Consider the following 22,968-nt stretch of genomic DNA (forward strand, 5'->3'; position numbering starts at 1 on the left):
GGTGGTCTTTGCGTAGCCAGCGCGGCTTCAAACTCGATACATAGCCATCGACAGAGGCGAGCAGCCCAGGCACCGAAAATGGGTAGTCACATGGTGCAATCTGCCGTAGAGGAGGGCATATAGCGGGTAGCATAACCGCCCCCTCGTAGGCCAAGCTTAGGAGGACCGCTGCAGCCCCAGTTGCCTCATCATCTCGGTGTGACAGCGTAAGCTGAAAAAGGCTCGCAAGACAACCGTCGAGGGCCTCGTTAGTCCCGCTTCTAACTGGAGGGAGCACCGCATCAGTATACTGCCGAGCGTTGGCTAAGGCGCGGTTGAAGACGGACATGAGGTCCGGTCTGCTAATGACAGTTGGCGTAACGGAAAGGTTAATTTGCATTTTTTTCCGATTGGAGAGCGGGAGCAGGCAATTGGGGTGTCTGACCAGGCAACGAAACGATACCTTGGATGTATTGGTGGTCGTGCGCTAAAAGCTTTTCGCGGAGTCGGCTAGCATGCGGCTTCGCGTATTTGCGTGTTGAGCCAATATGCTTTTGGCCAAGCAGTGCTTGAACGTCTACCTCGGATAAACCAGGCCGCTCCTGACCTGGAACATTAAAATCGTTTAGCATGTGCCGTGCATAAGCGTGTCTTAGTGAATGCGCTGTCCACACATAATTCCTGTTGATTGCCGGGCCGGGAATGCGGGCACGCTTGACTGCCGATTTAAAGGAATCGTTGAGTGTTTCGTCCGTCGCTTTGTGAAGAGGGCGCCCATGGTAGGTGGCGAAGAGATATTGAAATACGAAGTCGTTGCCGTCCATTGGCAGCCGGTATTCTTCCCTCCGATATCGGCTAAGGTATTCGAAGAACCAGTTGCGATATGGTAGTCGCATATAGGTCTGCGAAACACTTCGACCCTTGAAGCGGAGTTGGCGCACGTCAGTCGGGACGAGTCGGCCGTAGCGCTGCTGGTTTGGGTCGAGCACGTAAACCTCTCGTGCAGCAAAATCGACGTCACACCACCGCAAGTTGAGTGCCTCCGAACGCCGAATGCCGCTCGCAAGCAATAGGGTCCAGAGCGCTCGGTCGCGCCATGAGGTTGTGCTCTGCAGTAGCGCAGGAAAGTAATCTTCAGGGAAATCAAGCGAATCGACGTCCACTTGGCTTTTCTGCCTACTGCTCTGTTTCAGACCTTTTGGACGTGTTAGCTTGTTGCCTCGAAAGCGGATGACACCCCCTAGCATTGTTGAATGCTTGAGGTGCCAGACTTCTTCAACACTAAATGCGCTTATCCCGTCAACTGCTTGCAACAGTGGTCGATAGTCCCACTCTGCCGCGTTAACGAGGCTTGCGTCAATGCCTCCTTTTAAAACAGCAATTTCCTTAGCCTCTTGCTCTAGCATTGCACAAACACGAAGGAACATATTTAGCGGTGCTAATGTGTTGTCCCAACTGCCTGATGATAAGGGCTCAATGCCGAGCCGCTTAGCCACGTTGCGCAGCGCCAGCTCGCTAGCTTGGTCGCCTTCCGCATAGCATGCGTTCGCTCCTTCGCCAACGGAAAGGGATATGTTCTCCCCGCTGCGAAGCAAAGCTAAATAATGGTCTATGGCTTTGTTAAGGACAGCGCGACTAACCGGCGGGCCACCTAGTACTTCAACTTCGTAAAGGTAGTCAATAAATCTTGCGACTACGGTGGTATAACGTAACTGAGTAGCGTAGGCAAGGCCCGTGAGCTTTCGGCAGAATTCGGAAAACACAGAAATCGGAACTCCCGCTCTGTCTTTTAGTTCCCAAGTAAGGGTGCCAGACCAAGTTACCTGCTTCTTCCGAACATTCTTCAGTGCCATAAATTCATCCTTTGATTCCTGTTGGCAGAGTCAAGCCGGTCGTTCTTCTTGACTAAGGCGACAATCCTGCTGCCCCGTTACGCAACGCGCTTGAGCTGTCAACCGATGTGTGCCCCAGCTATTTGTGCGCACTGGAGTGACTCTCGGGAACTAATTCCAATTCGGCAAAACTGCCCATTTAAGTTTCTCACTGTCAACTATCTCCTCTTAGCGTCGAGTGTATTGCAGACACAAGCAAAAATCAATATTTTCTTTTAAATTCAATGACTTACACTCATGCTGCACTAATCAACACTGTCAGTTATCGCTACACTAATCAACACTGTCAGTCATCAAATGGTTGCGGCCGCTTCTCAGTAAAGACAATGGGCAAAGAGATTCTCAGGTAGGCCGCCAAGGGGTGAGTGGCAAATGGCTAGCGCGGTCACCCTTGTGGTACGGGAACTCGCTTGAAAGGGGGCTGCGATGTACTGGTGTGGGGCGCTCGAATGCGGCAATAAAGCTGGGAAGGCAGGCTGATTCGCGGGATGGACCGCTGAGCTCGCAACACTGACGACGCTAGTCTTGCGGAGACTCCGCCAGACGAAAACTCGTTTTCCAAGCTATGCGACCGGCGGGATTAGGGACTTTTGCGTCGCTAGCGGGAGTACTAAGGAGGCAGAACCGTTAACGGCAAGTGCGTTATCGAGTGATGAGTACCGACGCCTTGCCGCTGCAGCGTCGGCAAATGCCACCAAGTGCAACCGCGGCGCGCTGGCAAAATCGCGGTTTTGGGAGCAGTCAGCGCCGGCGCCCGGATAGATTCGTATGCCTTGCGAGAACGGCGCGTCGCTGCGTCTAACATATGCGCCAGATTGCTGGGCAAGGACGCGCACCGTAGTGGATAGCGGAGCCGGAGGGCGTGATGAATAGAAGTCGTAAGAATAACGGGGCGGCAAAATGCTCGCGTTCCTCCACATGACGAGGCTGGGCGACAGGGCAGGAAGATTGGAATGTTCTTAGTGTCCTCGCTCAGATGTGGAACCCACGCAAGCCCATAGCGACCCAACAGCAGAGCGCGGCCGAACACGCGGAGTTTGCGACGAAGTCGGTTCGGGGCGTCTACAGTCGAGGGCTCACTCGCGCGGTTATTCTAGACCGATGATTCGGGATACATTTGCGAGGTTCGTCAGAGCGCAAAGACGCTTCCAACCAAAAGGTAAGCGAAGCAAGCCCACAAACTCTCAAGTACAGAACGCGGCAGATAACGATGCACACCTACACAAGTGACCGTGTGGCAGCTTTAAAGCAGGGAAAGATGAGGAAGGAGAGAAATAAGTATGCACACTTCTCGGTCCTGAGATAAGAACCCGCGTCCGCAAGCACTCTACAGACAGTTCTACATACTTAGCACTATCTTTTAATTTAACCAGCACAACGGGGATGTGCACCCTGTGTACTAGCGAGTCACCTTAAATTTCGGAAGCAACCAAGTGACCCAGTTGATTCCTAGCCTCTGTAAATGACTCTACTTGCCTTGCGGCTCACCCCAGAGGCGAGGTGATGTAGAGCTAGCAGCGATTAGGCTGCGAGTGCGTACGAGTTATCGTTTGCAGTTATTGATTTCTGGATGTATTTACGAGGTAACCAGTCCTCGGTATGCCCTGCGCTGCTTTGCAACCCACGTCGAAACCAGGTCGCCCCCCAACGAAGAAAGCTCATTGTACTGCAAACTGCGGCGGTGTGCAGCGATCCGCATCTCTCGAAATTGCAAGCGGATGTTAGCTTTCGATAGATTTCAGTTGTCAAACAAGGACTATCATGCAAAGTTGCTGGAGATATCCCAATGAAGACCAACGGAGATCATATGAGTTGTATCGTCTGCGGCACCGCTCAAACCGCCGGCCTGGCCGGATGGCATGCGTCCTGTCACGCATGTGGGTACGAAAGTGCTGCCCTGCAAGGTGCGATCAATGAGCAGCCGGAAGGTAGCCCGGTCGACGAGGATGAGCGCGAGCTGGGCCTGAAGGCGCTGCGCCAGGAGAATTTCCGGGATATCGTCGAGCTCGCGCGCGGGCTGGCCCGGCCGGGCGCGCGCCGCCTGCTCGACGTCGGCTGCGCCCATGGCTGGTTCCTGGAGACTGCCCGCGAGCGCTTCGAGGTGCTCGGCATCGAGCCGGATGCCGTGGTCGGCGGACGCACCGCGGCGCGTGGGCTGCCGGTGCGCCCGGGCTATTTCCCGGATGCGCTCGAAGCCGGCGAGACCTTCGACATCATCGTCTTCAACGACGTCATCGAACATATTCCCGACATCCGCTCCGCGCTCGACGCCTGTCATGCGCGCCTGGAGCAGGGCGGCCTGCTGATCCTGAACCTGCCGAACAGCGCCGGCTTCTTCTACCGGCTGTCGAAGGCGTTTGCCAAACTGGGCTGGCGCAGTCCCTTCGAACGCCTGTGGCAGAAGGACTTGCCTTCGCCCCACGTCCATTATTTCCGTCCCGCCAACCTCGAGCGCCTGGTGGGCAGGCATGGCTTCCAGCGCGTCCATTCGGGCGAGCTGCCGTCGCTGCGCGCCAAGGGCCTGCTGGAGCGGATCCGCTGCGCGGGCAATATTTCCGGTCCCTCGCTCTACCTGCAATATGCCGCCGTGTTGTGTGTGATTCCCTTGCTGCGCCTGTTCCCGAGCGACATCATCGTCAGCGTCTTCCGCAAGCCCTGAGAACGTAAAAAAGCCGCAGCGCCTGGGGCGGCTGCGGCTTCCGTATAAAGCAGAACGGCTTAGCGGTTGGTATTGATCATCTGGTTGCCCAGCATGCCGCCGCCGATGATGCCGGCCACGGTGGCCAGTTTCTTGCCGTTGCCGCCGCCGACCTGGTTACCGATCAGGCCGCCGATCACGGCGCCGGTGCCGATGCCGATGTAGTTCGGCTGCGGGGCCGGACGCGGCGCCGGTGCGTAGTAGGCCGGCTCTTCATGGCGGGCATAGCTCGTGTGCACGGTGCGCGGACGCGGCGTTGCCTGTTTCACCGGCACTTCCTTGATCACGGTTTCCTTGATGACCACCGGCGCCGGGGCAGGAGCGGCTGCCGGAGCCTGCGCATACATTGCCGCGGCCGGCTGGGCATAGGCGCCCTGGACCGGTTGACCGTAAGCGACCGGCTGCGCCTGCATAGGCTGGCCGTAAGCGTTGACCGGAGCGGCGACCGGGGCCGCGGCGCCCGGATAGGCGGGGGCGTAGCCGTTCTGCGAAGTCATCAGTGCCGCGGCTTGCGGCGACGGCGCGCTGTTCGAGCTCGGCAGGATGCCGGTGATCGCGGCGGCGCCGACCAGGCTGACGACGATGACCGATGCGGCGGCGGCTGCCATCAGCGGGTGGATGCGGTTGGTGGTGGTCTTGATGGCTTCCATGTTCTCTGCTCCTCAGGTGTTGCGTTGTCCGATGGGAGTAGATTACTGGGGAGCATTGTGTAGAGATAGACCGATCCCTGTATCAATCGTAAAGATGTGTAACGTTCAGGCCGAGGCCGCCGCTTTCTCGATCAGTCCGCGCAGCACCTGCAGCAGGTGCTGCGGCGTCTCCAGCAGATAATCGGCGCCCCAGGTGGCCGGCGGGATCTCGCCGCAATAACCCCAGCCGCAGGCCACCGTGACCATGCGGGCGGCGCGGCCGGCTTCGACGTCGCGCAGGTCGTCGCCGACGTACCAGCAATGCTCGGGCGCCAGGCCCAGCCGGCGCGCGCCTTCAAGCAGCGGGGCAGGGTGGGGCTTGGCGTGGGCAGTGGTGTCGCCGGACACCACGCAGCCGGCGTGCGCCAGGCCGATCTGCGGAATCAGCGGATCGGTAAAGCGCATCGGCTTGTTGGTGACCACGCCCCAGGCCATGCCGGCGTCCTCGATGCCCTTCAGCAGTTCGGGCACGCCGTCGAACAGCGTGCTGTGCACCGCCATCGCCGACTGGTAGCGGTCGAACCACTGCAGGCGCAGTTCTTCATAGCCGTCGTCGCCCGGCGCAAGGCCGAAGGCGGCGCCAATCATGCCGCGCGCGCCGGCCGAGGCGGTTGGGCGCAGCACCTCGTAGGGCGTCGGCGCAAGGCCGCGCTCGGTGCGCAGCCAGTTGACGGCGGCGGCGAGATCGGGGGCGGTGTCGGCCAGCGTGCCGTCGAGGTCGAACAGGACGGCGCGCGGCGCAGGCAGGCGGGAGGGAAAGCTCATGCGGTTTCTGTGGGTACGGGTTGCAGCGCGAACTTACAAGGGCCTGGTGCAGGCCACCATGTAGTTCACGTCGGTGTCCTGGTTCAGCGAGTAGATCTTGGTAAGCGGATTGTAGCTCAGGCCCTTCATGCCTTCGAGCTGCAGGCCGGCGGCGCGGATGAAGCCGGAGAGTTCGGCCGGGGTGATGAACTTGGCATAGTCATGGGTGCCGCGCGGCAGCATGCGCAGGACGTACTCCGCGCCGATCACCGCGAACAGATAGGACTTCGGATTGCGGTTCAGGGTCGAGAAGAATACATGGCCGCCCGGTTTCACGAGCGTCGCCGCGGCGCGCACGATGGCGGCCGGATCGGGAACGTGCTCGAGCATTTCCATGCAGGTGACGACGTCGAACTGGCCCGCTTCCTCGGCGGCCATGTCTTCAGCCGCGATGAGCTTGTAGCGGACCTCGACGCCGGATTCGAGGCTGTGCAGGTCGGCCACCTTCAGGGCCTTCTTCGACAGGTCGATGCCGGTCACCTTGGCGCCCTTGCGCGCCATCGATTCGGACAGCACGCCGCCGCCGCAGCCGATGTCGATCACGTTCTTGCCGGCCAGCGGCACGCGCGAGTTGATCCATTCCAGGCGCAGCGGATTGATTTCGTGCAGCGGGCGGAATTCGGACGTTGGATCCCACCAGCGGTGGGCCAGTTCGCTGAACTTCTGGATTTCCAGGGGGTCGGCGTTGGCCGTCTTTTCTTGCGTAGTCATAGGTCGGAATAATAGCGGAAATGCCGCAGCGCGACGGTTGGATGCTGAGAAAAAATTCGATCCCGCCTTCGCGGGGACGACGAATAAAAAAACCCCGCCGAAGCGGGGCTTTATCTGGCAATCAGCTCGCCCAGTGGCAGATTACTGCTGCTGGGTGCTGCGGGTACCGACCACTTCGATTTCCACGCGGCGGTTCTTGGCGCGGCCGGCGGCAGTCTTGTTGTCGGCCACAGGCTGCTTCTCGCCCTTGCCTTCGGTGTAGATGCGGTTCGATTCCACGCCCTTGCTCTGCAGGTAGGCCTTGACGGCTTCTGCGCGGCGGACCGACAGCTTCTGGTTGTAGGCATCGGTGCCGATCGAGTCGGTGTGGCCGACGGCGATGATGACTTCCAGGTTGATGTCCTTCAGCTTCGAGACCAGGTCGTCCAGCGATGCCTTGCCGGCCGGCTTCAGCACGGCTTTGTCGAAGTCGAAGAAGGCGTCAGCCGAGTAGCTCACTTTTTCCGAGGTCGGGACCGGAGCCGGAGCCGGTGCCGGGGCAGGCGCCGGAGCAGGCGCTTCGACCGGCGGCGGCGGCGGAGCGACGCACTTGCCGTTTTCCAGTTTCTCCGGCGGCACGCACAGCGGTGCGTCGCAACCCGGGACTGCATCGGCCGGGGTCCAGTAGCCGGTGCGCCAGCACAGGCCGAAAGGATTGCGCGCAATCACGCCGCGAGCATCCTGCACGTAAGCGCTGTAGGGCTTCGGAGCCTGGATGTCGGTCGTCAGCGGCGCATACGGCGGTGCGCTTTGTGCAAAAGCACTGCCGGCCATCGCTGCCGAAGCTGCGAGCATGAGGGTTGCTAATTTTTTCATATTTTTTTCTTCCTTTCGGTAAATTCTTTCGCGCTGCGAAATTGCGCCAACACAGATATAAGCCAGCGCATGGGCAGAATACTAACATTTCAAACTGACGCGCCCGTTTCGCATTGTGAAACAAGCAATTAACTTCTCGGCCATTTTGCCACATACGCTACATCTGCACGACCGCAGCAGGCCCCATTTGCAATGCATGGGATTTGTCGCGTTGTTTCTGCGCAACAACGTGTTGTGAGCGGCTCGCAAGCTTGACGAAAGTTTATGACAGGCATGTGTCAAATTACTAATCGTGCACATGTCAAGCGTGCTGGACTTGCTTTCAAAATGCACTGCTGATATAGCGCGCGTGGTAAAATCGAACGCTTGGAAACTTAAAACTGGTGGCCCGCACAGGCCCCGAAAACAGCCGACTCGCCAATGGATCAATTCGCAAAAGAAACAATTCCAATTTCTCTGGAAGAAGAAATGCGCAAGAGCTACCTCGATTACGCGATGAGCGTGATCGTGGGCCGTGCTCTGCCGGATGCGCGCGACGGTCTCAAGCCGGTGCACCGCCGCGTGCTGTTCGCGATGCATGAGATGAACAACGTGTGGAACCGTCCTTACCTGAAGTGCGCGCGTGTGGTCGGCGAAACCATGGGTAAATTCCACCCGCACGGCGACGCGTCGATCTACGACACCCTGGTGCGCATGGCGCAGGACTTCTCGCTGCGCTACACGCTGGTGGACGGGCAGGGCAACTTCGGTTCCATCGACGGCGACAGCGCCGCGGCGATGCGTTACACCGAGTGCCGCCTCGACAAGATCTCCCAGGAACTGCTGGCCGACATCGACAAGGACACGGTCGACTTCCAGCCGAACTATGACGGCAAGGAAAAAGAGCCGACGGTCCTGCCGACCCGCATCCCGAACCTGCTGGTGAACGGTTCCTCGGGCATCGCGGTCGGCATGGCCACCAATATCCCGCCGCACAACCTGTCCGAAGTCATCAACGGCGCGCTGCACGTGCTGCGCAACCCGGACTGCACGATCGACGAACTGATCGAGCTGATCCCGGCGCCGGACTTCCCGACCGCCGGCATCATCTACGGCGTGTCCGGCGTGCGCGACGGCTATCGCACCGGCCGCGGCCGCGTGGTGATGCGCGCCAAGACCCACTTCGAGGAATACGGCAAGGACGGCGGCCGCGTGGCCATCATCGTCGACGAGCTGCCCTACCAGGTGAACAAGAAGTCGCTGCTCGAGCGTATCGCCGAGAACGTGCGCGACAAGAAACTGGAAGGTATCTCCGACATCCGCGACGAGTCCGACAAGTCGGGCATGCGCGTGGTGATCGAGCTGAAGCGCGGCGAAGTGCCGGAAGTGGTGCTGAACAATCTGTACAAGCAGACCCAGCTGCAAGACACCTTCGGCATGAACATGGTGGCGCTGGTCAACGGCCAGCCCAAGCTGCTGAACCTGAAGCAGATGCTGGAGTGCTTCCTGTCGCACCGCCGCGAAGTGGTCACCCGCCGCACCGTGTTCGAACTGCGCAAGGCGCGCGAGCGCGGCCACATGCTGGAAGGCCTGGCCGTTGCACTGGCGAACATCGACGACTTCATCGCCATCATCAAGGCTGCGCCGACCCCGCCGGTCGCGAAGACCGAGCTGATGCAGCGCGCCTGGGATTCGTCCCTGGTGCGCGAGATGCTGATGCGTACCGAAACCGGCGCCGCCGGCGGCATCGACGCCTTCCGTCCGGAGCACCTGCCGAAGCACTACGGCATGCAGCAGGACGGCCTGTACAAGCTGTCCGACGAGCAGGCCCAGGAAATCCTGCAGATGCGCCTGCAGCGCCTGACCGGCCTCGAGCAGGACAAGATCGTCAACGAGTACAAGGACGTGATGGCGCAGATCGCCGACCTGCTCGACATCCTGGCCCGTCCGGAACGCGTCACCGCGATCATCGTCGACGAAATGGCGCAGATCAAGGCCGATTACACCGAGAACGGCAAGGACAGCCGCCGCTCGGCCATCGAGCACAATGCCAGCGACCTGGAAACCGAAGACCTGATCACCCCGCAGGACATGGTGGTGACCCTGTCGCACACCGGTTACATGAAGTCGCAGCCGATCTCGGAATACCGTGCCCAGAAGCGCGGCGGCCGCGGCAAGCAGGCGATGGCGACCAAGGACGAGGACTGGATCGACCAGCTGTTCATCGCCAACACCCACGACTACATGCTGTGCTTCAGCAACCGCGGCCGGATGTACTGGCTGAAGGTGTGGGAAGTGCCGCAGGGCTCGCGCAACTCGCGCGGCAAGCCGATCGTGAACATGTTCCCGCTGCAGGACGGCGAGAAGATCACGGTGATCCTGCCGCTGTCGGGCGAGAACTCGAGCTTCCCGGAAGATCACTACGTCTTCATGTCCACCAGCCTGGGCACCGTCAAGAAGACCCCGCTGCGCGACTTCAGCAATCCGCGCAAGGCCGGCATCATCGCGGTCGACCTGGACGACGGCGATTTCCTGATCGGCGCCGCGCTCACCGACGGCAAGCACGACGTGATGCTGTTCTCGGACGCCGGCAAGGCCGTGCGCTTCGACGAGAACGACGTGCGCCCGATGGGCCGTACCGCGCGCGGCGTGCGCGGCATGAACCTGGAAGAGGGCCAGAACGTGATCGCGCTGCTGGTCGCCGAGAACGAGCAGCAGTCGGTCCTGACGGCCACCGAGAACGGCTTCGGCAAGCGTACTCCGATCACCGAGTACACCCGCCACGGCCGCGGCACCAAGGGCATGATCGCGATCCAGACCACCGAGCGCAACGGCAAGGTGGTGGCTGCGACCCTGGTCGACGAGACCGACGAGATCATGCTGATCACGACCGGCGGCGTGCTGATCCGTACCCGCGTGTCCGAGATCCGCGAGATGGGCCGCGCGACCCAGGGCGTGACCCTGATCGCCGTCGAGGACGGCACCAAGCTGTCCGGCCTGCAGCGCGTGGTCGAGAGCGATGTCGACGAGGTCGAGCTGGAGCCGGCGCCGGAGTAATTCTCGCGGTTGCAACTGAAACCCTCCGGGACGGCCCGTGCAGCGATGCACGGGCCGTTTTTCTTTCGGTGGACATGCTGCATTGCGGCGAAAAATCGGGATGCATAAGGATTTTTTGCAAGTTTCGTGCGAAAATCGTGTTTGCCTGTCACCGATGTATGGGCGGCAACACTTGCGCCCGCGGTTCGACATCTTGGAATTTTTTCGTGAAAACACCTTTCGCCGCCATCGTTTCCGTCCTCCTGTTCTTCCCGGCCATCGGGGTCGTACAGGCGGCGCCTGCCGCTGCACCGGCCGCGGTCGAGGCGACCCGGCAGATGCTGGATGCGATGCACGTGCGCGCATTGATGGCCCAGTCCATGAAGCAGGCCGAGGAGCTGATGCCGGCCCAGATGCGGGAGACGGTGTCGCGCATGCTCCAGGCCGACGCCACCATGAACAACGAGCAGAAGACGCGGGCGCTGCAAAAATTCGACGCCGAACTGCCGGAACTGGTCGCCAAGATGCACGTGCTGTTCTCGGACCCGACGCTGGTCGACGACATGCTGGCCGAGATCGAGCCCCTGTATGCGAACAGCTTCACGGTCGACGAACTGCACCAGCTGACCGCTTTCTACCGGTCGCCGCTGGGCCGCAAGATGATGGCGAACATGCCCAAGCTGATGGCGCAAAGTACGGAAATCAGCAACCGCGTGATGATGCCGCGGATTCAGAAGCTCATGAGCCAGACCATGCAAGACGTGGTCGGTCAATAATCATTGGACGAGGTGCGCGTGACCCAGGTTTTTAATTTCTCCGCCGGCCCAGCCGTTCTCCCGAAAGAAGTCCTGCAGCAGGCCGCCAGCGAAATGCTCGACTGGCACGGCAGCGGCATGTCGGTCATGGAGATGAGCCACCGCGGCCCCGAATTCATCTCGATCTACAAGCAGGCCGAAGCCGACCTGCGCGAGCTGCTGCAGGTTCCCGCCAACTACAAGATCCTGTTCATGCAGGGCGGCGGGCTGGGCGAGAATTCGCTGGTGCCCCTGAACCTGGCGGGACGCAAGCCCCAGCCGGCCACCATCGACTTCGTGCAGACCGGTTCGTGGTCGAGCAAGTCGATCAAGGAAGCGCGCCGTTACGCCAAGGTGAACGTCGCCGCATCCGGCGAAGCGAGCGGCTTCACCACCGTGCCGCCGCAGGAAAGCTGGAAGCTGAGCGCTGACGCCGCCTACCTGCACGTCTGCACCAACGAAACCATCGACGGCGTCGAATTCAACTTCGTGCCGACGGTGCAGGGCAATACGCCGCTGGTCGCCGACATGTCCTCGCACATCCTGTCGCGGCAGATCGACGTCTCGAAGTATGGCGTGATCTTTGCCGGCGCCCAGAAGAACATCGGCCCGGCCGGCCTGACCCTGGTGATCGTGCGCGACGACCTGCTGGACAGCGCGCTGCCGATCTGCCCCGGCGTCTTCAACTGGCGCGCGGTGGCCGATGCCGACTCGATGCTGAACACGCCGCCGACCTACGCCATCTACATCGCCGGCCTGGTATTCGCGCACCTGAAAAAGCTGGGCGGGGTGGCCGAGATGGAGCGCCGCAATATCGAAAAAGCGCGCCTGCTGTACGAGACGCTGGATGCCGACGATTTCTACCGGAATCGCGTGGCGCCCGAATGCCGTTCGCGCATGAACATACCCTTCTACCTGCGCGACGAATCCCTGAACGACCAATTCCTGGCCGGCGCCAAGGCGCGCGGGCTGCTGCAACTGAAGGGCCACAAGTCCGTCGGCGGTATGCGGGCATCGATCTACAACGCGATGCCGATCGAGGGCGTGCAAGCCCTGGTCGATTATTTGAACGAGTTTGCGGGGCGGTAGGGCGGGCACGGGGTGCCCACCCTACGGGCGCGAACTCACCATTCATGAGCAGACAATGACAGACAAGTTGAAACCCCTGCGCGACCAGATCGATTCGATCGACGCGCAAATCCTCGAACTCCTGAGCCGCCGCGGCAAGGTGGCCCAGGAAGTCGGCCACGTGAAGGCCGAGACCAACGCGCCGGTGTTCCGCCCCGAGCGTGAGGCGCAGGTCCTGCGCAAGGTCGCCGACAACAATCCCGGCCCGCTGAAGGACAAGGACGTCCAGACCATCTTCCGCGAGATCATGTCGTCCTGCCGCGCGCTGGAGAAGCGCGTCACGGTCGCCTATCTCGGCCCCACCGGCACCTTCAGCGAGCAGGCCGTGTTCCAGCACTTCGGCAGCGCGGTGGAGGGCATGCCCTGCGTGTCGATCGACGAAGTGTTCCGCGCCACCGAGGCCGGTACCGCCGACTACGGCGTGGTGCCGGTCGAGAACTCGTCGGAAGGCGCGATCAACCGCACCCTCGACCTGATGCTCGCCACCACCGCCATCATCAGCGGCGAAGTCTCGATCCCGGTCCACCACAGCCTGATGTCGAAGACCGGCAGCATGGACGGCGTGACGGTGGTCTGCGCGCATTCGCAGGCGCTGGCCCAGTGCCAGGCCTGGCTGAACCTGCACCATCCGCACATCGAACGCCGCGCCGTCGCCTCCAACGCCGAAGCGGCGGTGCTGGCCAGCCAGGATCCGACCGTCGCCGCGATCGCCAGCGAGATGGCGGGCGAGCAGTACAAGCTGGGCGTGGTCCAGGCCCACATCCAGGACGACCCGCACAACCGCACGCGCTTCGCCGTGATCGGGCGCCAGGCCGCCGGCCCGTCCGGCCAGGACCGCACCTCGCTGGTGCTGGCGGTGCCGAACAAGGCCGGCGCCGTCTACAAGCTGCTGGCGCCGCTCGCAGTCCACGGCGTGTCGATGACGCGCTTCGAATCGCGCCCGGCGCGCATCGGCACCTGGGAGTACTACTTCTACGTCGACGTCGAAGGCCACCACCAGGATGCCGCGGTCGCGCGCGCGCTCGAGGAGCTGAAGGCGAACGCCGCCTTCTTCAAAGTTCTCGGCTCCTACCCGGTCGGCCTGTGATCCCTTATCTATTAGTTATCGAGAGTCTCCATGTCGCAATTCGGTCCTGAATACGTCCGCGCCATCGCCCCTTACCAGGCAGGCAAACCCATCTCCGAAGTCGCCCGCGAGTTCGGCCTGGATGAAGCCAGCATCGTCAAGCTGGCGTCCAACGAAAACCCGTTCGGCATGCCCGAATCGGCGAAGAAGGCGATGCTCGACGCCGCCGCGGAACTGGGCCGCTATCCGGACGCCAACGGCTTCGAGCTGAAAGCCGCGCTGGCCAAGCGCTACGATGTGCCGGCCGAGTGGATCACCCTCGGCAACGGCTCCAACGACATCCTCGAGATCGCCGCCCATGCCTTCGTCCAGCAGGGCCAGGCCGTGGTCTACTCGCAGTACTCCTTCGCCGTGTATGCGCTGGCAACCCAGGGCGTGGGCGCGCGCGGCATCGTGGTGCCGGCCAGGGATTACGGCCACGACCTCGACGCGATGGCGGCCGCGATCGACGCGGATACGAAACTCGTGTTCATCGCCAACCCGAACAACCCGACCGGCACCTTCATTCCGGCGGCCGAGATCGAGGCCTTCCTGGCCAAAGTGCCGGCCAGCGTGATCGTGGTGCTGGACGAGGCCTACAACGAATACCTGGAGCAGCAAGACCAGTTCGAGTCGACCCAGTGGGTGCGCAAGTTCCCGAACCTGATCGTCTCGCGCACCTTCTCGAAGGCCTACGGCCTGGCCGGCCTGCGCGTCGGCTTCGCGATCGCCCAGCCGGCGGTGACCGACCTGATGAACCGCATCCGCCAGCCCTTCAACGTGAATTCGCTGGCCCAGGCCGCGGCCATCGCGGCCCTGAACGACAAGGACTTCCTGCGGAAGGGCTTTGAAAACAACCGCGCCGGCTACCGGCAGCTGACCGCCGCCTTCGACGCGCTCAAGCTCCAGTACGTGCCCTCGCACGGCAACTTCGTGCTGGTCAAGGTCGGCGAGGACGACGGCGCGGGCAGCCGCGTCAACATCGCACTGCTGAAGCAGGGCGTGATCGTGCGCCCGGTCGGCGCCTACGGTCTGCCGCAGTGGCTGCGCATCTCGATCGGGCTGCCGGAGGAGAACGCCAGGTTCATCGAGGCGCTCGGTAAGGCGCTGGCCTGAATGTTCGATAAAGTCGTCATCGTCGGCGTCGGCCTGATCGGCGGCTCCTTCGCGCTCGGCCTGAAGGCGGCCGGCGCGGCGCGCGAGATCGTCGGGCTGGAGCGCTCGGCGCAGGCGCTGGCAAGGGCGCGCCAGCTCGGCATCGTCGATACCGTCAGCGAGCATCCGGAAGAAGCCCTGCGCGGCGCCGACCTGGTGCTGCTCGCGGCGCCGGTGGCGCAGACCGCCGGCATCCTCGCGGCGCTGCTGCCATGGCTGGAACCGCACACCATCGTCACCGACGCAGGCAGCACCAAGTCGGACGTGGTCGCCAGCGCGCGTGCGGTGCTGAAGGAGCGCATCCACCAGTTCGTGCCCGGCCATCCGATTGCCGGACGCGAATCGAACGGCCCGGACGCCGCCATCCCGGACCTCTACCGCGGCAAGAAGGCGGTGCTGACCCCGCTGCCGGAAAACCCGCCGGCCGCCGTCGACCGGGTGGCGGCCGCCTGGCGCCAGTGCGGCGCCATCATCCACCTCCTCACGCCGGGCGAGCACGACAAGGTCTTCGCCGCCGTCAGCCACCTGCCGCATCTGCTGGCCTATGCGCTGGTGGACGACATCGCCAACAAGCCGCATGCCGACCTGCTGTTCCAGTATGCGGCCAGCGGCTTTCGCGACTTCACCCGCATCGCCGGCTCCTCGCCCGAGATGTGGCGCGACATCAGCCTGGCGAACCGCGATGCGCTGCTCGGTGAGCTCGATGCCTATCTGGCACAATTGAATGGACTGCGCGAATGCCTGGCATGCTCCGACGCGGCCGGGCTCGAAGCCGTGTACGGCAACGCCCAGCGCGCCCGGCGCGCATGGATCGAAACGATCGAAACCGCCGAAAAACCGCCCAGTCCGGATCAGGAATCAGGAAAGTAATCTATGACGCTGTCCAAACACTACCCCGAACACCTCGACCTCGAGCCGGTCATGCACGTCGAAGGCACGGTTCGCCTGCCGGGCTCGAAGAGCATCTCGAATCGCACGCTGCTGCTGGCTGCGCTCAGCGAAGGCGCCACCACCATCCACGACCTGCTGGCCTCGGACGACACCCAGGTGATGCTGGAAGCGCTCAAGTCGCTCGGCATCCGCTGGGAACAGCGCGATGAGCGCACCCATGTCGTGCACGGCACCGGCGGCACGCTCCCCGTGCAGCAGGCCGACCTCTACATGGGCAATGCCGGCACCGCGATCCGTCCGCTGACCGCGGCCCTGGCCGTGATCGGCGGCGACTATACCCTGCACGGCGTGCAGCGCATGCACGAGCGCCCGATCGGCGACCTGGTCGACGCCCTGAACGCCGTCGGCGCCCGCATCGAGTACACCGGCAACCCGGGCTATCCGCCGCTGCGGATCGGCCGCGGCCAGCTGAGCGCGTCGCGCATGTCGGTGCGCGGCAACGTGTCGAGCCAGTTCCTGACCGCGCTCCTGATGGCCGCGCCCCTGATGGCCAGGGACCAGCCGGTGACGATCGAGGTGGAGGGTGAGCTGATCTCCAAGCCGTATATCGAGATCACGCTGAACCTGATGCGCCGCTTCGGCGTGACGGTCGAACAGGACGGCTGGTCGTCCTTCACCGTGCGGCCGGGCCAGCGTTATCGCAGCCCGGGCAGCATCCACGTCGAAGGCGACGCCTCGTCGGCGTCCTACTTCCTGGCGGCCGGCGCGATCGCCGGCGGGCCGGTGCGGGTCGAGGGCGTGGGCCGCGACAGCATCCAGGGCGACGTGCGCTTCGCCGACGCGCTGGAGCAGATGGGCGCCACCATCGTCAAGGGCGACAGCTGGATCGAAGCGCGTTCGAACGGCGTGCTGCGCGCCATCGACGCCGACTTCAACCACATCCCGGACGCCGCCATGACGATCGCCGTGGCCGCGCTGTACGCCGACGGCGTCAGCACGCTGCGCAATATCGCCAGCTGGCGCGTGAAGGAAACCGACCGCCTGGCCGCGATGGCGACCGAGTTGCGCAAGGTGGGCGCCATCGTGGAAGAGGGCGAGGATTACATCCGCATCACCCCGCCGGCGCAGCTGTCGCCGGCCACCATCGACACCTACGACGATCACCGGATGGCGATGTGCTTCTCGCTGGCCTCGCTGGACGGCAAGGCGCGGCGCGGCAACGCCATGCGCATCAACGACCCGAAATGCGTGGCCAAGACTTTCCCGGATTACTTCGAAACATTTGCAGGGATCGCCAAGAACGATTTATCCTGATTACATGCCACATTCCAATATTCCCGTCATCACCATCGACGGCCCGACCGCGTCCGGCAAGGGCACGGTGGCGCACCGTGTCGCCGACCACCTGGGCTTCCACCTGCTCGATTCCGGCGCGCTGTACCGGCTGACCGCGCTGTCGGCGCTGCGCCGCGGCACCATCCTGTCGGACGAGCATGCGGTGGCCAAGGTGGCCGAACACCTGCCGGCGCGCTTCAACGGCGGCCACATCTACCTGGGCACGGAAGACGTCAGCCACGCCATCCGCGCCGAGGAAGTCGGCAATATGGCGTCGAAGATCGCGGCGCTGCCGGCCGTGCGCCAGGCGCTTTTCGGGCTGCAGCTGGGCTTTCGGCAGACGCCGGGCCTGGTAGCCGACGGGCGCGATATGGGCACCGTGATCTTCCCCGCCGCCAAGTTAAAAGTCTTCCTGACTGCAAGCGTTGAGGCACGTGCGCAACGCCGGTATAAGCAATTGATTGACAAAGGGTTTTCTGCTAATATGGACGATCTGCTGGCGGATTTGCAGTCCCGCGATGCGCGCGATACACAGCGCGCCGTGGCGCCGCTGGTGCCGGCAGAGGGTGCGCATCTCCTCGATACCTCGCACATGACCGTGGATGACGCGGTCGCGCAGGTGCTCGCGTGGTGGTCGCACAGCTAGTGGTGCCCGCGGCGCAAGCGGCGGGTGTGTTTCAACCTGACCCAGTTCAGATGGCATATCGCCGTTCTGCTGGCTAACCTTTCAAAAACTCATGGCTACTGCAGCAAATCAAGATACCGGCATGGAAAGCTTCGCAGCACTCTTCGAAGAGTCGCTGTCGCGTCAAGACATGCGTTCGGGCGAAGTCATTTCGGCCGAAGTCGTTCGTCTGGATCACAACTTCGTGATCGTCAACGCCGGCCTGAAATCGGAAGCTTTCATCCCCGTCGAAGAATTCAAGAATGACCAGGGCGAACTGGAAGTCCAGATTGGCGACTTCGTTTCCGTGGCCATCGAATCGCTGGAAAACGGTTTCGGCGATACCATCCTGTCGCGCGACAAGGCCAAGCGCCTGGCATCGTGGCTGGCTCTGGAAAAAGCAATGGAGTCGGGCGAGATCGTCACCGGCACCGTCAATGGCAAAGTCAAGGGCGGCCTGACCGTCCTGACCAACGGCATCCGCGCATTCCTGCCGGGTTCGCTGGTCGACACCCGTCCGGTCAAGGACACCACCCCGTTCGAAGGCAAGACCCTCGAATTCAAGGTCATCAAGCTGGACCGCAAGCGTAACAACGTCGTGCTGTCGCGTCGCGCCGTCATCGAAGCATCGATGGGCGAAGAGCGTGCGAAGCTGATGGAAACGCTGAAGGAAGGCACCGTGGTCACCGGCGTCGTCAAGAACATCACCGACTACGGTGCGTTCGTCGACCTGGGCGGCATCGACGGCCTGCTGCACATCACCGACCTGGCATGGCGTCGTGTGCGTCACCCGTCGGAAGTCCTGACCGTCGGCCAGGAAATCACCGCCAAGGTCCTGAAGTACGATCAGGAAAAGAACCGCGTCTCGCTGGGCGTCAAGCAACTGGGCGACGATCCGTGGACCGGCCTGTCGCGTCGCTACCCGCAAGGCACCCGCCTGTTCGGCAAGGTCACCAACCTGACCGACTACGGTGCGTTCGTGGAAGTCGAGCAGGGCATCGAAGGCCTGGTGCACGTCTCCGAGATGGACTGGACCAACAAGAACGTGGCTCCGAACAAGGTTGTCCAGCTGGGCGACGAAGTCGAAGTCATGGTCCTGGAAATCGACGAAGAGCGTCGCCGTATCTCGCTGGGCATGAAGCAGTGCAAGGCGAATCCGTGGGACGACTTCGGCATGACCCACAAGAAGGGCGACAAGGTCAAGGGTTCGATCAAGTCGATCACCGACTTCGGCGTGTTCATCGGCCTGCCGGGCAACATCGACGGCCTGGTGCACCTGTCGGACCTGTCCTGGACCGAAGCCGGCGAAGAAGCCGTGCGCAAGTTCAAGAAGGGCGACGAGCTGGAAGCCGTGGTTCTGGCAATCGACGTCGAGCGCGAGCGTGTCTCGCTGGGCGTGAAGCAGCTGGAAGGCGACCCGTTCAACAACTACGCTTCGCTGAACGACAAGGGCACCCTGGTCACCGGCACCGTGAAATCGGTTGAGCCGAAAGGCGCCGTGATCGCGCTGAACGACGAAGTCGAAGGCTACCTGCGCGCTTCGGAAATCTCGCGTGACCGCGTGGAAGATGCCGGCACCCACCTGAAAGTGGGCGACAAGGTCGAAGCCCTGGTCATCAACATCGATCGCAAGGCTCGCAGCATCCAGCTGTCGATCAAGGCGAAAGACAATGCCGACACCCAGGAAGCCATGCAGAAGCTGGCTTCGGACAACAGCGCTGCTTCCGGCACCACCTCGCTGGGCGCACTGCTGAAGGCCAAGTTCGACAACAAGAACTAAGCAAGGGTTATTAACCTGGGACCACGCAGATGACCAAGTCCGAGCTGATCAACCGCCTGGCTGAGCGCTATTCGCAGCTGGTGGCAAAAGATGCGGAATATGCTGTCAAGACCATCCTCGATGCGATGACCAACGCCCTGGCGACCGGCCAGCGCATCGAGATCCGCGGTTTCGGCAGCTTCGCGCTGAACAGCCGGCCGCCCCGCATCGGACGCAATCCGAAGTCCGGCGACAAGGTGATGGTGCCCGAAAAACGGGTGCCCCACTTCAAGCCGGGCAAGCAGTTGCGCGAACGGGTCGACGCGATGGTCGGGCAACCGATCATCGAAGACTGAGTCGTCTGCCGTCCGGCAGGCAGAAACGGCGTCCTTCACGGGATGCCGTTTTTTTTCGCCGATACGTCGTCCCCGCGAAGGCGAGGACCCAGGTTTGTTCGCATTTCGATAACTTACGCAAAACTTGGGTTCGCGCCTGCGCGGGAACGACGGGGTCTGCCTTTTGAAAACTCCTCCCAAATATGCGACACTTCGCCTTTGACGTGTTTCCTGACAGGACCTAATGAGATGAAGATTGTTTCCACCATCCTCGGATGCATCCTGTTCGTCCTCTTTTTCGGCTTCGCCCTGAAGAACACCGATCCGGTGGACCTGCATTTTTTCCTGGGCTATGAATTGCGCGGCCCCCTGGTGCTGATGCTGCTGGCCTTTTTCATCGCCGGCGCCTTCCTCGGCATCCTGGCGGTGACGCCGACCGTGTTCCGCCACCGCCGCGAAAGTTCCCAGCACAAGAACACCATCCAGGCCCTGCAGAGCGCCGCCGGCACTGCCGCCAGCGCCCCGCAACCCGACAGCGTCACGCCCCGCTGAGCTGTCCTCATAACAGAACAAGAATCACATGGAATTTGAAATCTGGTGGCTGCTCGGCATCCCCGTCTTTTTTGCCCTCGGCTGGATCGCCGCCCGCGTCGACATCAAGCAACTCGTCTCCGAATCGCGCAGCCTGCCACGCGGCTACTTCAAGGGCCTGAACTTCCTCCTCAACGAGCAGCCCGACAAGGCGATCGACGCCTTCATCGAAATCGTCAAGCTCGACCCGGAAACGGCCGAGATGCACTTTGCGCTCGGTAACCTGTTCCGCCGCCGCGGCGAGACCGAACGCGCGATCCGCGTCCACCAGAACCTGCTGTCGCGCCCGGACCTGCCGATCGAGCAGCAGGTGCACGCCCAGTACGAACTCGGCATGGACTACCTGAAGGCCGGCCTGCTGGACCGCGCCGAGGAAACCTTCAACCTGCTGGTCGATACCCAATACGGCGTGCAGGCCCGGCGTGCGCTGCTGGAGATCTTCCAGCGCGAAAAGGAATGGCGCCGCGCGATCGCCGCCGCCGAAGGCCTGCAGGAATCCGGCGCCGGCGCCCAGCACAAGGAAATCGCCCAGTTCTATTGCGAGCTGGCCCAGGACGCCCTGGTCCACATGCAGCCGGCCGATGCGATGCAGCTGCTGGACAAGGCGCTGCAGGCCGACCGCAAGAGCGTGCGCGCCACCATGCTGTACGGCGACGCCCAGACCGCCCAGGGCGACATCGAAGGCGCCCTGAAGACCTGGCGCCGCGTCGAGCAGCAGAGCGTGCCCCACGTGGCGCTGGTCGCCGCACGGCTGATGGACGGCTACCGCAAGGTCGGCCGGCCGCAGGAAGGCGTGAACCTGCTGCGTTCCTACCTGCAGGAAGCGTCATCCATTGATCTGATCGAGGTGGTGTTCAAGGCCGTCATCGAACTGAACGGCGTCGACGCTGCCAAACAGCTGGTGGTCGAGGAATTGCGCCGCAACCCGACCTTGCTGGGCCTGGACAAGCTGCTCGAGGCGCGCCTGATGGATGCGCCAGCAAATGTCTGGGAAGAATTGTCCATGGTGAAAAACCTGGTCCACGGATACACGCAGAAGCTGGCGCGCTACCAGTGCAGCCACTGCGGTTTCAAGGCGCGCCAGTATTATTGGCAATGCCCGGGATGCAGCAAATGGGAAACCTATCCCCCGCGCCGTACCGAAGAACTGAATGTCATGAATTGATGAATTAAGCATATGAAAATTACGATTATCGGCACCGGCTACGTCGGTCTCGTCACCGGCGCCTGCCTCGCTGAACTCGGCAACGATGTGTTCTGCCTCGACGTCGACCAGCGCAAGATCGACCTGCTCAACAACGGCGGCATCCCGATCCACGAACCGGGCCTGGAAGAGATCGTCGCGCGCAACCGCGCCGCCGGCCGCCTGCATTTCTCGACCGACGTCGCCGCCAGTGTGGCCCACGGCCAGCTGCAGTTCATCGCGGTCGGCACCCCGCCGGACGAGGACGGCTCGGCCGACCTGCAGTACGTGCTGGCCGCCGCGCGCAGTATCGGCCGTCACATGGACGGCTTCAAGGTCATCATCGACAAGTCGACCGTGCCGGTCGGCACCGCCGACCGCGTGGCCGCCGCCATCAGGGAAGAGCTCGGCACGCGCGGCGCGCAGAGCGAGTTCACGGTGGTGTCGAATCCGGAATTCCTGAAGGAGGGCGCGGCGGTCGAGGACTTCATGCGTCCGGACCGCATCGTCATCGGCCATGACGACAGCCCAAGCGGCCAGCGCGCGCGCGAGCTCATGAAGCTGCTGTACGCGCCGTTCAACCGCAACCACGAGCGCACCTACTGGATGGACGTGCGCTCGGCCGAGTTCACCAAGTACGCGGCCAACGCCATGCTGGCGACCCGTATCTCGTTCATGAACGAGCTGGCCAACCTGGCGGACAAGGTGGGCGCCGACATCGAGGCGGTGCGCCACGGCATCGGTTCCGACCCGCGCATCGGCCACAGCTTCCTGTATGCCGGCGCCGGCTATGGCGGCTCCTGCTTCCCCAAGGACGTGCAGGCGATCGAACGCACCGCGCGCCAGTACGGCCAGGACCTGCTGATCCTGAGTGCCGTGGAGGCCGTCAACGAGCGCCAGAAGCATGTGCTGGGCCGTAAGGTCGTGGCGCGCTTCGGCGAAGACCTGTCCGGCAAGCGTTTCGCGGTCTGGGGCCTGGCCTTCAAGCCGAACACCGACGACATGCGCGAAGCGCCGTCGCGCGTGCTGCTGGCCGAGCTGATCGGGCGCGGCGCCACCGTCGCCGTGCACGATCCGGTGGCGATGGAGGAAGCGCGCCGGGTGCTGGCGCTCGATTTCGGCGGTGATGCGCTGGGCGAAGAGAAGCTGGCGCGCATCGAATTCAAGGATGCGCCGATGGACGCGCTCGACGGCGCCGAGGCGCTGGTGATCGTCACCGAGTGGAAGGCCTTCCGGAGCCCCGACTTCGAGCAGATCAAGTCGCTCCTGCGCAACCCGGTCATCATCGACGGCCGCAACCTCTATGAACCGGCCCTGATGACCGGCCTGGGCGTCGAATACCACGGGATCGGCCGTTCGGTCCTGACCAGCAAGTGAGGTCGACG

At 62.6% G+C, this 22,968-nt stretch carries 19 protein-coding genes and 1 other RNA gene; 14 read left to right on the forward strand and 6 right to left on the reverse strand.

Annotated features, from left to right (window positions below; translation table 11 throughout):
- Window positions 1-368: 368 nt before the first annotated feature.
- Together AM586_RS22510 and ssrA are read right to left on the reverse strand one after the other, a co-directional pair.
- Complete coding sequence (locus AM586_RS22510; protein WP_082439470.1) at window positions 369-1,832, reverse strand: tyrosine-type recombinase/integrase; 1,464 nt, start codon at window positions 1,830-1,832, stop codon at window positions 369-371.
- 1,347 nt (window positions 1,833-3,179) lie between these two features.
- Window positions 3,180-3,508, reverse strand: a transfer-messenger RNA (tmRNA) gene (gene ssrA / locus AM586_RS22515).
- A gap of 170 nt (window positions 3,509-3,678) precedes the next feature.
- Between ssrA and AM586_RS22520 the strand changes: the two genes are divergently transcribed.
- A complete protein-coding gene (locus AM586_RS22520; RefSeq protein ID WP_047823388.1) occupies window positions 3,679-4,530 on the forward strand; it encodes a class I SAM-dependent methyltransferase in 852 nt (283 codons plus the stop codon).
- Between the two features lie 59 nt (window positions 4,531-4,589).
- On the opposite strand, the gene AM586_RS22525 is transcribed toward AM586_RS22520, so the two are convergent.
- The 4 genes from AM586_RS22525 to ompA form a co-directional block, all read right to left on the reverse strand.
- Entirely contained in the window at window positions 4,590-5,219 is a 630-nt protein-coding gene (locus tag AM586_RS22525; RefSeq protein ID WP_047823387.1) for a glycine zipper 2TM domain-containing protein, read from the reverse strand.
- 105 nt (window positions 5,220-5,324) lie between these two features.
- Window positions 5,325-6,023, reverse strand: a complete 699-nt coding sequence (locus tag AM586_RS22530) for an HAD family hydrolase (protein WP_047823384.1) — start codon at window positions 6,021-6,023, stop codon at window positions 5,325-5,327.
- 33 nt (window positions 6,024-6,056) lie between these two features.
- Window positions 6,057-6,773 carry a bifunctional 2-polyprenyl-6-hydroxyphenol methylase/3-demethylubiquinol 3-O-methyltransferase UbiG gene (gene ubiG, locus AM586_RS22535; RefSeq protein WP_047823382.1) on the reverse strand — a complete coding sequence of 239 codons (717 nt, stop codon included), beginning with the start codon at window positions 6,771-6,773 and terminating at the stop codon, window positions 6,057-6,059.
- A gap of 141 nt (window positions 6,774-6,914) precedes the next feature.
- A complete protein-coding gene (ompA, locus tag AM586_RS22540) occupies window positions 6,915-7,628 on the reverse strand; it encodes an outer membrane protein OmpA (protein WP_047823380.1) in 714 nt (237 codons plus the stop codon).
- Window positions 7,629-8,048: 420 nt separating this feature from the next.
- Here ompA and gyrA point away from each other — a divergent pair, with 420 nt between their 5' ends.
- The 13 genes from gyrA to AM586_RS22605 all read left to right on the forward strand — a co-directional run bounded on the left by gyrA (window position 8,049) and on the right by AM586_RS22605 (window position 22,960).
- On the forward strand, window positions 8,049-10,664 hold the full coding sequence (gyrA, locus tag AM586_RS22545; RefSeq protein WP_047823378.1) for a DNA gyrase subunit A: 2,616 nt from the start codon (window positions 8,049-8,051) through the stop codon (window positions 10,662-10,664).
- Window positions 10,665-10,870: 206 nt separating this feature from the next.
- A complete protein-coding gene (locus tag AM586_RS22550; protein ID WP_047823376.1) occupies window positions 10,871-11,419 on the forward strand; it encodes a DUF2059 domain-containing protein in 549 nt (182 codons plus the stop codon).
- 18 nt (window positions 11,420-11,437) lie between these two features.
- The gene (serC, locus tag AM586_RS22555; RefSeq protein WP_047823437.1) at window positions 11,438-12,526 is read left to right on the forward strand and encodes a 3-phosphoserine/phosphohydroxythreonine transaminase; all 1,089 of its coding nucleotides are present in this window, start codon (window positions 11,438-11,440) and stop codon (window positions 12,524-12,526) included.
- A 55-nt stretch (window positions 12,527-12,581) separates the two neighbouring features.
- Window positions 12,582-13,652 carry a prephenate dehydratase gene (pheA, locus tag AM586_RS22560; protein ID WP_047823374.1) on the forward strand — a complete coding sequence of 357 codons (1,071 nt, stop codon included), beginning with the start codon at window positions 12,582-12,584 and terminating at the stop codon, window positions 13,650-13,652.
- Between the two features lie 30 nt (window positions 13,653-13,682).
- Window positions 13,683-14,786 (forward strand): histidinol-phosphate transaminase, encoded by a 1,104-nt coding sequence (gene hisC / locus AM586_RS22565; RefSeq protein WP_047823373.1) that lies wholly within the window; start codon window positions 13,683-13,685, stop codon window positions 14,784-14,786.
- Window positions 14,787-15,695: a prephenate dehydrogenase/arogenate dehydrogenase family protein gene (locus AM586_RS22570; protein WP_047823371.1), complete on the forward strand. Its 909-nt coding sequence runs from the start codon at window positions 14,787-14,789 to the stop codon at window positions 15,693-15,695.
- A 3-nt stretch (window positions 15,696-15,698) separates the two neighbouring features.
- Entirely contained in the window at window positions 15,699-17,030 is a 1,332-nt protein-coding gene (gene aroA / locus AM586_RS22575; protein WP_047823369.1) for a 3-phosphoshikimate 1-carboxyvinyltransferase, read from the forward strand.
- 4 nt (window positions 17,031-17,034) lie between these two features.
- Window positions 17,035-17,697, forward strand: a complete 663-nt coding sequence (gene cmk, locus AM586_RS22580; protein ID WP_047823367.1) for a (d)CMP kinase — start codon at window positions 17,035-17,037, stop codon at window positions 17,695-17,697.
- A gap of 91 nt (window positions 17,698-17,788) precedes the next feature.
- Window positions 17,789-19,495 carry a 30S ribosomal protein S1 gene (rpsA, locus tag AM586_RS22585; RefSeq protein ID WP_082439472.1) on the forward strand — a complete coding sequence of 569 codons (1,707 nt, stop codon included), beginning with the start codon at window positions 17,789-17,791 and terminating at the stop codon, window positions 19,493-19,495.
- Between the two features lie 29 nt (window positions 19,496-19,524).
- Entirely contained in the window at window positions 19,525-19,830 is a 306-nt protein-coding gene (locus AM586_RS22590) for an integration host factor subunit beta (protein WP_008446215.1), read from the forward strand.
- 228 nt (window positions 19,831-20,058) lie between these two features.
- A complete protein-coding gene (locus AM586_RS22595) occupies window positions 20,059-20,361 on the forward strand; it encodes a lipopolysaccharide assembly LapA domain-containing protein (protein WP_047823361.1) in 303 nt (100 codons plus the stop codon).
- Between the two features lie 28 nt (window positions 20,362-20,389).
- The gene (lapB, locus tag AM586_RS22600) at window positions 20,390-21,565 is read left to right on the forward strand and encodes a lipopolysaccharide assembly protein LapB (RefSeq protein WP_047823359.1); all 1,176 of its coding nucleotides are present in this window, start codon (window positions 20,390-20,392) and stop codon (window positions 21,563-21,565) included.
- A 12-nt stretch (window positions 21,566-21,577) separates the two neighbouring features.
- On the forward strand, window positions 21,578-22,960 hold the full coding sequence (locus tag AM586_RS22605; RefSeq protein ID WP_047823357.1) for a UDP-glucose/GDP-mannose dehydrogenase family protein: 1,383 nt from the start codon (window positions 21,578-21,580) through the stop codon (window positions 22,958-22,960).
- Window positions 22,961-22,968: the final 8 nt, after the last annotated feature.

It is taken from the genome of Massilia sp. WG5 (assembly GCF_001412595.2).
Lineage (GTDB): Bacteria > Pseudomonadota > Gammaproteobacteria > Burkholderiales > Burkholderiaceae_D > Telluria.

Bases quoted from the DNA above. Each gene is read 5' to 3' on its own strand.
- AM586_RS22605 (WP_047823357.1), top strand. From the start codon at position 21,578: ATGAAAATTACGATTATCGGCACCGGCTACGTCGGTCTCGTCACCGGC.
- AM586_RS22525 (WP_047823387.1), bottom strand. From the start codon at position 5,219: ATGGAAGCCATCAAGACCACCACCAACCGCATCCACCCGCTGATGGCA.
- gyrA (WP_047823378.1), top strand. From the start codon at position 8,049: ATGGATCAATTCGCAAAAGAAACAATTCCAATTTCTCTGGAAGAAGAA.
- AM586_RS22530 (WP_047823384.1), bottom strand. From the start codon at position 6,023: ATGAGCTTTCCCTCCCGCCTGCCTGCGCCGCGCGCCGTCCTGTTCGAC.
- pheA (WP_047823374.1), top strand. From the start codon at position 12,582: ATGACAGACAAGTTGAAACCCCTGCGCGACCAGATCGATTCGATCGAC.
- AM586_RS22595 (WP_047823361.1), top strand. From the start codon at position 20,059: ATGAAGATTGTTTCCACCATCCTCGGATGCATCCTGTTCGTCCTCTTT.
- cmk (WP_047823367.1), top strand. From the start codon at position 17,035: ATGCCACATTCCAATATTCCCGTCATCACCATCGACGGCCCGACCGCG.
- aroA (WP_047823369.1), top strand. From the start codon at position 15,699: ATGACGCTGTCCAAACACTACCCCGAACACCTCGACCTCGAGCCGGTC.
- hisC (WP_047823373.1), top strand. From the start codon at position 13,683: ATGTCGCAATTCGGTCCTGAATACGTCCGCGCCATCGCCCCTTACCAG.
- ubiG (WP_047823382.1), bottom strand. From the start codon at position 6,773: ATGACTACGCAAGAAAAGACGGCCAACGCCGACCCCCTGGAAATCCAG.
- AM586_RS22570 (WP_047823371.1), top strand. From the start codon at position 14,787: ATGTTCGATAAAGTCGTCATCGTCGGCGTCGGCCTGATCGGCGGCTCC.
- AM586_RS22510 (WP_082439470.1), bottom strand. From the start codon at position 1,832: ATGGCACTGAAGAATGTTCGGAAGAAGCAGGTAACTTGGTCTGGCACC.
- ompA (WP_047823380.1), bottom strand. From the start codon at position 7,628: ATGAAAAAATTAGCAACCCTCATGCTCGCAGCTTCGGCAGCGATGGCC.
- rpsA (WP_082439472.1), top strand. From the start codon at position 17,789: ATGGCTACTGCAGCAAATCAAGATACCGGCATGGAAAGCTTCGCAGCA.
- AM586_RS22590 (WP_008446215.1), top strand. From the start codon at position 19,525: ATGACCAAGTCCGAGCTGATCAACCGCCTGGCTGAGCGCTATTCGCAG.
- AM586_RS22520 (WP_047823388.1), top strand. From the start codon at position 3,679: ATGAGTTGTATCGTCTGCGGCACCGCTCAAACCGCCGGCCTGGCCGGA.
- lapB (WP_047823359.1), top strand. From the start codon at position 20,390: ATGGAATTTGAAATCTGGTGGCTGCTCGGCATCCCCGTCTTTTTTGCC.